Source organism: Luteolibacter pohnpeiensis (assembly GCF_016595435.1).
Taxonomy (GTDB): domain Bacteria; phylum Verrucomicrobiota; class Verrucomicrobiia; order Verrucomicrobiales; family Akkermansiaceae; genus Luteolibacter; species Luteolibacter pohnpeiensis.
Genome location: NZ_JAENIJ010000054.1, coordinates 1 through 14,193, shown reverse-complemented (window position 1 = coordinate 14,193; position 14,193 = coordinate 1). Strand labels below are relative to the sequence as shown.

The window sequence follows — 14,193 nt, the reverse complement described above, 5'->3', positions numbered from 1 at the left end:
ACGGGGACGGCAGATGAGGAAAGCTAATAGGCTTCAAATAGTCGTACCAGCTTTTTATGAGATTTTTCGGCAATTATTTTTGGCAAACGGTCTATGCAGAATTGGAAAGCCCTTTCTCCGAGCAAATCCCAATATATAGCCGCCGCTTTCGCCACACAAGCATCCAATCAAGGTGATACAGTAACCGCACGCCAATGGGCTGCATTGATCCAGGATACTAAAACCAAGCAAAGGATTGAGGCGAATATCACAAAAAAGGAGAGCCGGGCAGAGCCTTGAATACAAATTCGTGCTATGGCATGAATCGATTATGATCCGAATGAGGCGAGCCGGAACCTTGGATCAACACCAATCTTTTCTACAGCTGGAAATATGCTGCGGTGACCTACCTATCTCCCGAGCAGCTCGAGGCGAAAATCGCCACTCTCCATTGAACAACTTCTAGTCCCAAAACAGGTTGAATCTCAACCTAGGAGCATTTCCGACTGATCAGCTGAAACTGCCATCTAGGCTTCTGTCGATTTGGGGATGCCGGCCAGGAACAATAACACGTCGGATTTGGTGAGGCTGCCTAACAAGTGGGCCTGATCGTCGAGGACGGGCAGGCGCTCGGTGTCGGATCGAGCGAAAATGTGGAGTGCTTCTTCCAGAGTTTGCTTCGCATTCAGACTGGAAGTTCCTTCGCGCATCACATCGCGGGCGATGAGAAGCGACTCGAGTTCTGGTTGATCCAGGTAGGGCTTGATGTCGTGGAGCAGGACGATGCCGGAAAAGTGATCGCCATCCACGACCGGGAGGAAATCGTGACGGTTTTGCAGGAAAGACCGGGCAACCAGGCCAAAGCTTGAATCCAGTTTTAACGAGTCACCACGAGGTTGCATCAAATCGACCACTTTGAGCGTGCCGAGCCGTTCGGTGACCGCGTGTTGACCTTTTCGGGCGAGGGCGTCCCCGTAGAGCGAACGGCTGGTGATGGAGCGGCAGATGTAGTAGCTGACCACCGCTGCAAGCATGACTGGCATCAAGATCTCATAGTTCAGGGTAAGCTCGAAGATCATGATGATGGCCATCACCGGCGCACCGGTTGCCGCAGCGAGGAACGCTCCCATGCCAACCAGTCCGAAAGCGCCTGGCTGCATTCCCCAGCCAGGCAGCAGGAAGGTGCACAAGGCACCAAAAAGGTATCCGCAAGCTGCACCGGTGAAGAGGGTAGGGGTGAATACACCACCGACCGCGCCGGAGCCGAAAGTCGCCCCGGTAGCGAGGAGCTTGCAGGCGAGGACGATGGCCAAGGCCTGCCAAGTGCCGGGGTGATTGAGAATGGCGAACACCAGACTGCGGCCATTGCCACAGACTTCAGGGCGATAAATGGCGAGCAAGCCGACAATTGCCCCGCCGATCGCGAGTCGAATGTAGGCAGGGAGTTTCAGTTTGCTGAATCCTCTTTCGCTGACTTTCAGAAAGTTCAGGAATGCGGGAGCGATGAAACCGCAGGCGATGCCGAGCGCCAGATAGGCGAGGAAATCCCGGTTGCCGTGGAGGGTGAAAATCGGTGCCGCGTAAAGTGCCTCGGAGCCCATGTAGGCTCGCGTGGTCAGCGTGGACGCGAGCGAGGCGATCACCAGCGGCCCAAAAGCATTCATGGCCATGGATCCGAGGACGATTTCCGCGACGAAGAAGGCTCCGGCGATCGGGGCGTTGTAGGCGCTGGCAATCCCGGCGGCTGCACCACAGGCAACCATCTGCCGCCGACGCGCGAGTGGAAATTTGAACCATTGGCCGATGACAGAAGCGACCAATGAGGATAGCTGGACCAACGGACCTTCCCGACCGATCGATGCGCCGGTGGCGCCGGAAAACAGGGCCGAAATGCTTTTCACCAAACTGGCGCGCACGGAGAGGTTTCCGTTTCCGACGACCACGGCTTCCATGTAGTCGGTTGAGTTTTGTTTGGATTTGAATCGGGTGCCTAAAAACAAGGTGAGTCCGGCAAAAAGTCCGCCAATGGCTGGGACTGCGATGCGCCGCCATGGCGGCAGCAAGGTGAAGCTTTCGACGTAGCCGCCGTCGGATCCTGTCGCCAGTTTGTGCAGCAGATCGGTGATTTCACGAAAGGCAATCGAGGACCAAGCCCCGGCGACGCCGATCAGCGCCGCCCATAGCAGGGTCGCCTGGAGTTCGCTGATGCGGACGTGTTCGGACAGCCAGATCCTCAGCCGGACCAGCCGTTTGGTGATGGATCCCAGAGATTCTGTTTTCGCTGGCTCCATTTCAGATCATTTCAAAAGCTCGGAAAAGTCGTCGGCGGATTCCGTGGAGAGCAGGGAATCGATAACGCCCGGAGATTTCAGCCTACGGACCAAGCCAGCCATGGCAGCCAAATACTCGCTGATTTTGTGAGGAGGAACGCCGAACATGAAAATCAGTTGGACGGGTTCCTGTTGCTCTCCAAATGGGATGGGGGTGAGCGAGCGCGCAGCCGCGAAAACCATATCCTTCACGGCAGGTGTCCGCGCGTGGGGAAGTGCAATTTGTTTGCCCAACAAGGGCGGATTGATGCGTTGCCGTTCGAGAACCGCATCAAGAAATGCAGTGCTGTCCGTTACCAGAGGATTCGCGGCCAGCAGGCCAGCTGTCATGCGGATTGCCTCCATCTCATCGGTCGCCTGGATGTCGAGCAGCGGCGGGCAACTGAGAGAAACGGAAGATGGCAATTGGGGCATGGGTCGGACGATCGCACGTATTTTGGGATGGGGCAAAGCGGTACTCCGCCTCGGGCAAAAATGTCACCATTTTTGCGACCGACCTATTCAGAGCAGTTGTCCTACGAAGGAGCCAGAGATTTGTTAGATTCACCAACAAGAAACGCCCTGCCTCGTCGGAGGCAGGGCGCGGAAGCATGATTCAGAGTCCCGATCAGGAACCTGGAATCGATGGTGATCGGGTTCAGGCGCGGCGTGAGCGGCGCAGGAGACCGAGGGCCATCAGCGCGGAAAGCGCGGCGACGCTTGGTTCTGGGACCATACCGATGGTCAGGGTGGAACCGGAATCTCCCGTGAAGGTGACGCCAAGGTCCTCTCCATTGAGCTCATCTACGGTATAGGTGCCGGTGAGGCCAGTGTCCACACCATCAACCAAAAGCGCGGCGATCGTCTGAGTGTCGTCGCCGTAGAACAGGCTCAGCGCGGTTCCGGTCGCAAGGTCCAGAGTGGTGTCTGAGGTCAGTGCTGCTGCGGAGGCAAGGCTGAGTGTGCCAGCCATCACAGTCATGCCACCGGTGAAGGTGCTTTCGCCGGACAAGGTCAGGGTTCCAGCTCCGGTTTTGGTGAAACCGCCGGTTCCTGTGAAGGATTGGGCGGTAGCAACATCGTAGCCTGCGGTGTTGAATGTCATGCCACCACCAGAGATGGCAACCATGAGTTCGACATTTGTACTTGGTGCAGCTGTGTTGGAGAAGAACTCCGTGGAATCAGAAGCAGCTTGGATGGTGCCGCCGTCGACCGTGATCAATTGGGTGGTGCCTGCGTCACCGCCGCCGTGTTGGATGCTGTTCGCGATGACCGTGCCACCATTGATGTTGAGGTAGGATGACATGGCGCCACCGGCTGAATCGTCACGGCCCATGATGATGTCACCAGCGGTGAGGACTGCTCCGGAGCCATTGACGTCGACAGTTCCGGTTGCAGCGGAGCCGGCGTAATGTCCGATCGACAGCTTCGTGACATTCATCGAGGCATTGTCGTTGATCGTAACCAAAGCAGACGTCGTGTTGTCACCTACCTTGAGATAAGCAGCATCGAATGTGCTAGAATCATACAGGTTAACCACTGCACTTCCACCATTGCCGATGACCGATGCATCGGTCGAGGTAATTGAGATACTGGCCGAATCGTGCAAATTGATGGTAGAATCGGTGAGGCTGCCGTGTGCCACGACCAAACGTCCGCCAGTGACTGAAATCGACGATGTGCCGCTCATGTCGAGTGTCGCGACTTGATCATTGCTATTTCCGTCACCGATGTAGAACTCGCTCGCATCAGAGCTGATGGAGGAATTGCCGGACATGGTTCCGGTGAAATTGCCATTGCCGAGAACGAAGTATCCGCCGCCGGTCCGGACGATCGACGCATCGTCGGACATGTTGAGTGTCGTTGTTCCAGCATAAGAACCGCTGCCGATCCGCCAGACGGTCATGTTGCTCATGGTTATCAAGCTTGAGCCAGACATGGTGAGAACGGAGCCACCTTCGGTGCCGAAGTTGGCGCCGTAGCCAGCAGCGTAGTCCATTGTGATGCTTCCGCCGGTCATCGTCAGGGAGCCGGAAGTAGCGCTTACCCAATCGACGCTGAAATCGCCGCTTGAGATGGTTGCACTGTTTGCGCCGAGGGCAGCTTCTTGCGTGGCATCTGGAACGGCATCGCCATCCCAGTTTGCTGCGTCACCAAAGCTGGTGCCGTCACCGCCGCCATCCCAATCGATCGCTTTGGCATTTTGAACAGCAGCCACACTGAACGCGGCCACGATGGTAGTAAGAGCAGTCCGGGCGATAAAGCCGTTACGCTTAAGGGTTAGATATGATTTTGGTTTCATGATGAATGTTGTTCGGGAGCATTCACCGCGATTCCTAGAGGTGGTCCATAGATTGGTCAATGGTCGTTTTTCGACTTTAGGGCTATCTAGTTGATCTTGAGATAAATGTAAAATTTGTAGCGACAAGCATTGAAACGTTTGGAATTTCCAATTCTTTGATGGTTGGCATTCGATAACTTTTAACTGAATCTTGATCAGATTATACTGGAGTTCAGCTGGAGGTGGCGCAAGGAAGGTGGAGTATGATGCCTTCCATTTCAATTGAGACGGCGGGCGCATTGAACGATCGAATCACGATTGGATCTAACTAAATTATCTAACTAATTTTAATTCTATCAATCGTAAATCCAATATGGATAGGTGATATCATAAATGATATTCGATAGGCTCTAACATTTCGTGAATCAATCGTGGTTGGCTGGATGCTCTCCGGGTGGAGATGGATCCATGTCCTACGAATTTCATGGCTTCGGTGTCTCACTGACAGACGGTGAGTTACCTTTTTCGGATTTTGCGGCGTGCAGCTGCCCGAGACTGGTGCCTTCGGGGTATCCTTTGTCGCTTTTCAATTTAGGAATGCCAAGGCGTTGAGAAAGATAGATGCTGGAGTGCCCGCTGCAGAGGTAAGCAATGGTGCAGGCAACTGCCATGTAGACGCTATGGGTTGCACCGAAAAGTTCGATTCCCATCAGGGTGCATGCCAAAGGGGTATTGGTGGCACCTGCAAAAACGGCGACAAATCCAAGTGCTGCAAATAAATCCGGCGGCGCTCCCATGGCACCGCTCAGTGCATTTCCCAGCGCCGCGCCGATGAAGAACAGTGGTGTGACCTCACCTCCTTTGAAGCCACTTGAGAGGGTGACCACGGTGAAAATAATTTTCCACAGCCAGCTCCACGGATGGATCGTGGCAGAGGAGAAAAGAGTTTCCAAAGTCACGGCTCCGGGATCAGGAGAGCTTACACCGAGTCCTAGATAATCAGCAGTTCCGACGAGGTAAAACAGGGCAATCACCATCAGGCCCCCGAGGACCGGACGAAACGGCGGGTATTTGACGGTGCTTTTGAAAAACGCCGAGAGCCGATGCGAAAGGGTCGCAAACAAGCGGCTGGCCAGTCCAAAGGCGATGGCTGCCAGGGCGATTTTTGCCATCAGCCAAAAATCCAGATGGAAATTGGCAGATGGCGAGAGGGCGCTGGCTAGGTAGCTGATCTGATAATGGGTGTGGCCGATGCCCCATTCGTGGCAGGTCCAGTCACCAACGACGGCGGCGATGAGGCAGGGCAGCAATGCGGCGTAATCCAGTCGACCGATGGTCAGGACTTCCAATGCAAAAACGGCTCCCGCGAGAGGCGTGCCGAAAACGGCTCCAAAGCCTGCAGCGATCCCTGCCATCAGGAGGATTCGCACGCTTGGCGCATCCAAGCGGAAAAACCGGCAAAATGCGCTGGCGATGCTGCCTCCAATTTGAACGGCCGTGCCTTCGCGACCGGCGGAGCCACCAAAAAGGTGCGTGGCGAGCGTGCCAAATAAAACCAGTGGAGCCATCCGGGCCGGAACGCCGCCGCCGGGTTCATGGATTTCATCCATCAGCAGATTGTTTCCGCGTTCCGAGGATTTCCCAAATTGATGGTACAGCCAACCAACCGCGAATCCACCCACTGGGAGCAGCCAGAGCAGCCAAGGGTTTTCAAAGCGGATGCGGGTCGCTTCGTGGAGACTCCAGAGGAAAAACGCACAGACTGAGCCGACGATGATCGCCATGGGAATGATGGCGGCAGACCAGCGCAGCATCCGGGTGAAAAATTGCGCGATTTCTTTAGCGGATGGGGAGGAATCTTGGTTTCGGGAGGCGACAGACATGGACGTTATTCTACTCAGTTTGGAGTAGGAATCATCAGCCCGGTGTCCCATGGAGGGACCAATCCGAGCGGTTTCCCGGGAAAACCGGGCGGCAGAAATCCATTGCCTTGCACGCGGAAATTAGCCGTGAGGCTGGTATTTGGTCAAGCCCGCGCATTGCGACCCTGCGTCTTGCGAATGGAAGCCCACCAAATCCAAGCGATCAGGAGAAATTGCAGCGGCAGTCTGGCCCACAAAATCCACTCGGGCACTGGCCTGCCCGCGAGCGGAACGTGATTTACCAGCATGTGGATGTTTGCCGGAAAGACACCTAGCAGGACAGCGATCAACCACCATCCGGCCGCGCGGCGGAGTTTGGGAATCCAGAGGCCGAGGCCGCCGATGATTTCCGCCGCACCGCTGAGGTAAATGAGTGGCAGATGCCAAGGGAGGTAATCGGGCATCAGCGGCAGATAAGTTTCCGGGCTGGCGAAGTGGGCGATTCCGGCGACCGTGAAAAAGATCCCGAGAAGTCCGCAGGAAAGGAGGCGTAGCGAGCTCATCGATCCAACCGGTAGCCTGGAATCCCAGGCTACGCGAATCAAGATCTCCGCTTTCTCAATCATCCAAGCAGGCAGTGCCAAACAAGGTGAAGCCGGTGGAGCGCTCGATTTCGATATCCAGCAATTGACCGGTCAGGCGGGCTGGATCGCCGTCGAAAATCACGATCTTGTTCTGCTGGGTCCGTCCCGAAAGCCGCGCGGCATTGTTCTTGGACGGGCCCTCGCAAAGCACTTGCTGGCGGGTTCCCACCAGTGCCGCATTGCTGGCGATGGCGAGGCGATCGACCACGGCGAGCAGGCGCTGGTTGCGCTCTTCCTTCACCGATTCCTCAAGCTGGCCTTCCATTTCGGCGGCCGGCGTGTTGCGGCGCTTCGAGTAGCGGAAGACGAAGGCGTTGTCGAATTTCAGCCGCTCGACGGTATCGATGGTCATCTGGAAATCCTCCTCGGTTTCTCCGGGGAAGCCGACGATGATGTCGGTGGTGATGGCGATGCCGGGTCGGGCAGCCTTCATCTTTTCGCAGATCTCGATGAATTTTTCGTTCTTATACGGACGGCGCATCGCCTTGAGGATACGATCCGAGCCGCTTTGCATCGGGAAGTGAATGTGCGAGCAAAGTTTCGGCAAATAGGTGAATGCGGCGACGAGATCGTCGCGGTAGCCGATCGGGTGCGGCGAAGTGAAACGAATGCGTTTGATCTCATCGATCGCATGGACGGCTTCCAGCAATTGGACGAAGGGCGACTTGCCGTCCACTTTTGGAAATTCCGTGCGGCCGTAGAGGTTCACGATTTGGCCGAGCAGCGTGACTTCGGTCACACCGTGGGCGGCGAGATGGCGGACCTCGGCGACGATTTCATCGATCGGCCGTCCGCGCTCCTTGCCGCGGGTATCGGGGACGATGCAGAACGAGCAACGCATGTTGCAGCCCTGCATGATCGAGACAAAGGCAGAGGCTTCCTTCGGTTTCGGCAGGTGATCGCGAATGGTGTTTTGCGAGCCTTCCTCTTCCGCCGTGTCACAAACCGTCGTGCCGCGCAGGGAGAAGGATGGGTCATCCATCCGTGCTTCCATCCTGCGTTTCAGGATGCCGTCCACGTATTCGAAAACCTTATGGTATTTCTGGGTGCCGACGACGACATCCAGACTGGGAACCCGCTTGAAAAGTTCCTCGCCGCGGGACTGGGCCATGCAGCCCATGAAGCCGTAGACCACGTGACGGCGGTCGCGGCCCTCGAACATCATCGTCCCCATTTTTCCCAAGGCCTTTTGTTCGGCTTGGTCACGGACCGAGCAGGTATTGATCAGCACGGCATCGGCCTCGGATTCGTCATGGACGACCGTGTAGCCGCCCTCGACGAACATGCGCGAGACCTGCTCGGAGTCGCGCTCGTTCATCTGGCAGCCGTAGGTTTTGACGTAGACCTTGGGCATGGGAAACGGTGAGTTGGGAGGCGGGAAACTTGGTGGATCAAGCGAGCTTCAGGCGCTCGTCGGACTCCAGCTTGGCCGTAAGGTTTGGCCAGCCGCCGGGGACTTGCATGTTGAAGCAGTAAAGATAAAGCGTGAACATCTTCGGCTCAAACAGGTCAACCAAGCGGTCCACGGTCGAGTCGAGGCGCTCGGAATCGAGGTTTTTCGGCAGATCGCCGACCACGGAGCCTTTGCCATCGTGAGGGATGCCGAGGCCATCGCAGAACATCGCGAGCATCGATTGCTGAGCAGACATCAGGTAAGCTTGGAGCAAATGCTCACCGATCGTGTCGCATGGGCGCAGCTGCAGAGTTTTCAAAATCCACGCATATTGATCTGGCAGAGACTTTTTCTGCACGAAGACCGGACGGAGTTTGCGATTGGCGGCGAGGGTTGAAACGGCGGATTTGTAGACGTTGCGGTCGTTGGCGCGGAACCAATCGAGCATTTCAGTCACAAGTGCGGGATCTACGGCGGCGTAAAGTTCGTGGGATTTCACGGTGAAAGATAGAAAGGAACGGGGAGTGGAAATGAAGAAGCGACTCGTGGCAAGGGCGGAGAACGGAATCGGCACGCGGAATCCACACAGAAAGGCGGGTTTTAGAGATTCACACCGATCGCCACCAGGGCGGCGAGTAGGATGATGCCCAGTGAAACGATCAGTCCGGCGGAGAAAAGCAGCCGTCTGGCGGAGCGGCTGGGCGTTTCCTGGAAGAAAAATGCGGAGAGGTAGAGTTCGGCCAGCGGTCCGAGAAAAAATGCGAGGTTCGCGCCGATGCCGAACAGGATCGAGAGCATGGTCAGGACGTGAATCGGCAACGACGTGCGGGAGAAAAGCACGAAAACCACGATCCCCGGGATCAGCAGAAGCCCATTGTAGACGAGGCGAAGTTTCTCCCAAGCGGTGACGATGGCTTTGATCCCATTGGGTCGAACCGGGATGGAGTCAATCGTTTCCGGCGGTGCATACGGGTTTGGCTCGCTCATGCCTGGTGAGCTTAAGCACGGCGGGCGATTTTTCTCAGCAACCATTCACCGCTTAATAGGAAAAGCAGAATGAGCCAGAAAAGTGGTTGATCCCATGCTGGCCGCAAAAGGGTGGTTACTGATTTTTCACTGTGCTCAATGTCCGATTTCAGGCGGGCTGCAGCGTCGTCGGCTGAATTGAATTCATTTCCACCGGTCGCGGCTGCCAGATCTCTGAGGAGCGCGGGCGTAGCGGAGGTGTGTTCAATTTCCGGATTCAGCGCGAGCACCGGCAACGAGAGGCGGTCACTTAAATTGGCAGCATCCGATTTGGACTCGAAGATGATGCCAACATTTTTGCTGTCGATATCGTTCGGAATCTGGACCGATCCGGTAAATTCGCGTCGATCGCGGTCCCAGTTCAAGCGCTGGGATGGGGCTCCCGGGATCAATAACCGGGCGGATACCTGCAAGCTGGGCATTTCTTCCGGAGAAACGCCGGCGACAATTTCCGCCGAGACTGGCAATTTCACTCCGGGGCGCGCCACAGAATCCGCCGCACGACCACTGATGCCTTCACCTAGGCGACGGACGCTGTTCTCCGCAAGCCAACGCACGGTGTTGACCCAGAATTGAGCATAGGCGGGCGATGGGTGTGGCATATCGGCGGGGACCGCATCGGCGTCCGTCATTCCTTCGGTGCTCTTCAGAATCTGCGATCCTTGGCCGATTTCGTTGCTGGTAATGATGGAAGAGGGTGATTGGCCTTCGCCCCAATGCACGTAGGCAGATCCCCAGCTCCCGTTGGCATCGGAGAGAAAGGCCATGGAGCGACCGCGCCCGTAGGATTGCACGGTGATGAGGGGCGCTCCGCCGTTTTCGATTTGCGCCAGGTTCGTGGCACCGGGTTTGGCGCGGCTGATATCGTGGTAACCATAGAAAGGCGGATGGCTGTCGAGAATCTTGTCATTTTCCGCAGGGTCCGGAGAAATCCGCCAAATTGGATGGTTGCGAGCGGATTTTGGAATCGCCACATACGCTCCCTGGAAAGTGGTACCGTTGCCGTAGCTGACCATGTCGACCGGGGTGATTTTTTCCCAGGGGGTCTTGTCGTATCCGCCGCTATCGAATGAGGTGTTGCCACCGATCATGCAGAATCCGCCACCGCGGCGGGTGACCAGATCGACGACCCAGTCCATTTGATCTTTGGTGAAGTTGCCGCGTGCGATGTCGCTGCAAATGATCACGTCGTATTTATACAAATCCTCGCGAGTGTTGGGGAACCCGTGTGTGGTATCGAATTCCATCCCGCCGCCGAGGAAACGTCGTATTTTGAAAAGGTTTGGAGTGTTGGAATACTGGGCGATCACACTGTAGAGATCGGATTCAATTTCTCCGGTCGCGTCCCAGGCGCGGGCGATCAGCTCCATGGTGTTCCAGACGGCCGATTGCTTATCGCTTTTGACCAAATGCGACATGTGGGAGCCTTCCATGTAGAGCACGCGGATTTTCGGGCTGACGATGTCCAGCTGGAAGCTGATTTCATTGTCTTCTGGAATGATGTCTCCGTTCGCTTGTTCAAGAACGACCCGATAGACCTCGGTGCGAATCCCGGTGGTCATTTCCAGCTGCACCGGTTCCGGATCTTCCGATGCGTTCACTTCTTTGCTGGCAAGCGTGGTGCCATTGGCATCAAGCAACCTTACGGCGAGTGCTCGATTGATCCCGCGTGAGCCAACCCGGACTTCAACTGGAACCGTCGAATTGGGTCTGGCGGACGGTGGAACTTTGATGCCTGCAATCCATGCATTTGCCAGCTTGTCCTCACCACCGACTGGGTGCACATGAATGGGAATGCCACGGGCTTTTGCGATCTGTGCTGCGGTATCGAGCTCCAGACGGTCATCGCCGCCGCCATCGCCGATCACCAAGAGTGAAGCGGGTGTGGGGTGGGCATCCAGCGCTCGCCGGATGGCATCACCGAGACGGGTGGTGCGACCGGTTGGCTTCGGGACTTGATCCGTGTGCAAAGGTTTGGTTTCCGGTCCGAAGCTGTATTTCAGCAAAGTGCCGCTGCCGAATTCATCGGTGACGGAATTGGAAAACGCGGTTGCATCTTGTAAGCGTTTCCCCAATGCCATGCTGGTGGAGGTGTCCAGCAGCAGTGCCGCCGATCGATCGGCCTGTGGTGCGTTCTCGATCGCTACAGGATTCAGCAATAAGATCACCAATGCCGCCACCGTGAGCAGTCGCAGGATTAGGGCCGGGAGTTTTGCCCAGCCTTTTAGATTGGCAGAAAATGGAATGAACAAAATCGCCGCCAAAGCAGCGATCGCTGCCAGAACGACAATGAATGGGATTGGCAATGCAGGATGCCAGTCCAGGCCGGGGAGATGGGGTAACGTCATTCGAGGCGAAGGATCACGGTGATTTCGCTGCCATCAGCGAGGAGTTTGAAGGTGTTGACGCCACGGCGGATGGCGGCTTCCAGAGCCGGTGCTCCGGTGGCGGGCTCGTCATTGAGGCTCACAATGATTTGTCCGGGTTTGAATTTTCTCGCGGCGACCGATTCTGCGGAGACCTCCGTGATTTCGAGTCCCTTCTCGACTTTCTTTAAAGTCACACCGCTAAGCCCGTTGGCTTCAAAGGTGCCGGAGACTTCATCATTGGCAGCTCCGAGAGTGACCGCATGTTGGACCGCTTTCCCGTCGTGATATCCTGTGCATTGAACGACTTCGCCGGGTTCGGCGAGCGAAAGGATCAGGCGGAATACGCCGCGGTCAGAAATGCTGCGACCGTTGATTTCCGTGATCACGTCGCCGTCTTTCCAGCCAGCTTTCGCGGCAGGGCTGTCTTCGGCTACTTCAGCTAACAACGCTCCGGCAATCTTCGGCAACTTGGCTTTTTCCGCGATGTCTTGATCAACCGATTCGCTGCGGACTCCGAAGAATCCACGGTTGATTTTGCCATCGCGAAGCAGGCGATTGGCAATGGCATACGCCAGGTTGGATGGAACCGAGAAGCCGATGCCTAGGTTGCCCCCGCCCTGGGAATAGATCGCGGTATTGATGCCAACGAGCCGCCCTTCGAGATCGGCCAACGCTCCGCCGGAGTTACCGGGGTTGATCGGCGCATCTGTCTGGATAAAGCCCTCAAAAGTATTGGCGCCGCCAATGTTTAGTCCGGAGCGATCCAGCGCAGAAACAATGCCTTTGGTGACGGTGAGTCCGACTCGGAACGGGTTGCCGATGGCGAATACGGGATCGCCGACTCGGACCTGGGCGCTATCTGCGAACGGCATGTAGGCCAGGCCGGTGGTATCGATTTTGAGTAGGGCAAGATCCGTCAACCGGTCACTGCCAATGAGTTTGGCGGGGAATCTGCGTCGATCGGTGAGCTCAACGATCAGTGAATCCGCTGCTTCACCGGTGGCGAGGGTGACCACGTGATGGTTGGTGATGATCAAGCCGTCGGTGGTGACGATCACGCCTGAGCCCACGCCTTCGATCGAGGGTTTGTCTTCATCCTTTTTTTCGTCCGGCCGAAAATACCGGTCCATCGGGGAAGTCGGATTTTCTCCTTCAGATTCCTGAGTTTGCGCGAGACGGCCCGGGAAGACGCTGACGATCGCAGGGGTCACCTTGGCCAGCATGTCGGACTCCTGATTGGCAGGCGGTGGCGACGGATCGACCAAGAAAGGCGATGGGTCCGCGAAAGCGGAACCGGCAAGGATCGAGCAGGAAAGGACGAGAGGGAGTTGGTGAAGTCGAAGCATGGGAGGAAAAGGTCAGCGTGAATGGTCGATGTCATCGCCCAGATCATCAGAGAGGGCGCGGAAGTAGTCTTCGACCGCCCGGCGGTAAGCAGGAGGGATGCTGCCGGACGGATTTTCACTGCGTGCCAGACCGGTGATTTCAGCGATCATGTTCCCGAGGCGGCGCTCGGCTTCGCCCAGTAGTTCGGCAGTGAGAGTGTCCGGTGGATTTTCATCCAGCAATCCGGCAAGCCGGGTAAGTTCCTTGTCGTTGAAGGAGCGGAAGTCTTCGGTCAGGCCCTTCGCTCCTTTTCCATGGCCTTGGTTGGAATCCGATGGTTCCTCTGGATCGCCTGCGACCGCGTTAGGAGACGTTCCTTTGCCCTGGCCGGAGCCTTTTTCGGCTTCCTGCTTTTGCTTCGTGGTTTCCTCCAATGTCTCAGCGAGGTTGTCCAAGCGGCTTTGGCGGCGCGCGGCTCTTTCCTGTTCCAGAGCTTTGGCAAATTCTTCCAAGTCCTTAGCCACTTGCTCGCCGTCGGTTTTGCCTGCGGCAGCATCTTTGAGTCGTTGCTCCAGGCTATCCGTTTTGCCCTCCTTGCGGAGATTTTCGAGATCACTACCTTCTCCAGTTTCAGACTCTTTTCCGGCGAGATATTTCAGGATGTCATCGTTGGTGGCGGCTTGCCGTGCGGCGCGTTCCAGAGCCTCTTTGCGCTGCTCTTCTGCATCTGCTGCTTGATTGCCAGATCCGGATTTCTGCGAGGGGCCGGAGCCGGATTTGCCGTTGCCGTCTTTTGCCGATCCTTTGCCTTCCCCGTTGTTTCCTTCGCCTTCGCCTTGGCCTTTTCCAGCTTCGCCGGGTTGATCGGACGGAGACTCGCCTTGGCCTTTTCCGGGTTGATCGCCTTGATCGCCCTTGTCGCCCTTGTCGCCCTTGTCGCCCTTGTCGCCCTTGTCGCCCTTGTCGCCCTTGTCGCCCTTGTCGCCCTTGTCGCCCTTGTCGCC

At 56.6% G+C, this 14,193-nt stretch carries 10 protein-coding genes, 1 pseudogene and 1 riboswitch; all 11 genes and pseudogenes read right to left on the bottom strand.

Going from position 1 to position 14,193, the window contains the following annotated elements:
- Positions 1–506: 506 nt before the first annotated feature.
- Positions 507–2,270 (bottom strand): ClcB-like voltage-gated chloride channel protein, encoded by a 1,764-nt coding sequence (locus tag JIN85_RS18940; protein ID WP_200273773.1) that lies wholly within the window; start codon positions 2,268–2,270, stop codon positions 507–509.
- 6 nt (positions 2,271–2,276) lie between these two features.
- Complete coding sequence (locus tag JIN85_RS18935; RefSeq protein ID WP_200273771.1) at positions 2,277–2,723, bottom strand: PTS sugar transporter subunit IIA; 447 nt, start codon at positions 2,721–2,723, stop codon at positions 2,277–2,279.
- Positions 2,724–2,946: 223 nt separating this feature from the next.
- The gene (locus tag JIN85_RS18930; RefSeq protein ID WP_200273770.1) at positions 2,947–4,590 is read right to left on the bottom strand and encodes an autotransporter-associated beta strand repeat-containing protein; all 1,644 of its coding nucleotides are present in this window, start codon (positions 4,588–4,590) and stop codon (positions 2,947–2,949) included.
- Between the two features lie 461 nt (positions 4,591–5,051).
- Entirely contained in the window at positions 5,052–6,383 is a 1,332-nt protein-coding gene (locus JIN85_RS18925; protein ID WP_343225495.1) for a voltage-gated chloride channel family protein, read from the bottom strand.
- An 87-nt stretch (positions 6,384–6,470) separates the two neighbouring features.
- Positions 6,471–6,568: riboswitch (Fluoride riboswitch) on the bottom strand.
- A gap of 27 nt (positions 6,569–6,595) precedes the next feature.
- A complete protein-coding gene (locus JIN85_RS18920; protein WP_200273765.1) occupies positions 6,596–6,994 on the bottom strand; it encodes a DoxX family protein in 399 nt (132 codons plus the stop codon).
- A gap of 55 nt (positions 6,995–7,049) precedes the next feature.
- On the bottom strand, positions 7,050–8,429 hold the full coding sequence (gene miaB / locus JIN85_RS18915) for a tRNA (N6-isopentenyl adenosine(37)-C2)-methylthiotransferase MiaB (RefSeq protein WP_200273763.1): 1,380 nt from the start codon (positions 8,427–8,429) through the stop codon (positions 7,050–7,052).
- Positions 8,430–8,466: 37 nt separating this feature from the next.
- The gene (locus JIN85_RS18910; RefSeq protein WP_200273761.1) at positions 8,467–9,042 is read right to left on the bottom strand and encodes a hypothetical protein; all 576 of its coding nucleotides are present in this window, start codon (positions 9,040–9,042) and stop codon (positions 8,467–8,469) included.
- Positions 9,043–9,068: 26 nt separating this feature from the next.
- A complete protein-coding gene (locus JIN85_RS18905; protein ID WP_200273759.1) occupies positions 9,069–9,455 on the bottom strand; it encodes a hypothetical protein in 387 nt (128 codons plus the stop codon).
- An 11-nt stretch (positions 9,456–9,466) separates the two neighbouring features.
- Positions 9,467–11,842: a glutamine amidotransferase gene (locus tag JIN85_RS18900; RefSeq protein ID WP_200273757.1), complete on the bottom strand. Its 2,376-nt coding sequence runs from the start codon at positions 11,840–11,842 to the stop codon at positions 9,467–9,469.
- Entirely contained in the window at positions 11,839–13,209 is a 1,371-nt protein-coding gene (locus JIN85_RS18895; RefSeq protein ID WP_200273755.1) for a trypsin-like peptidase domain-containing protein, read from the bottom strand. The genes JIN85_RS18900 and JIN85_RS18895 overlap by 4 nt, the downstream gene beginning before the upstream one ends.
- A 12-nt stretch (positions 13,210–13,221) precedes the next feature.
- A pseudogene (locus JIN85_RS18890) lies at positions 13,222–14,193 on the bottom strand (hypothetical protein); the annotation flags it as partial.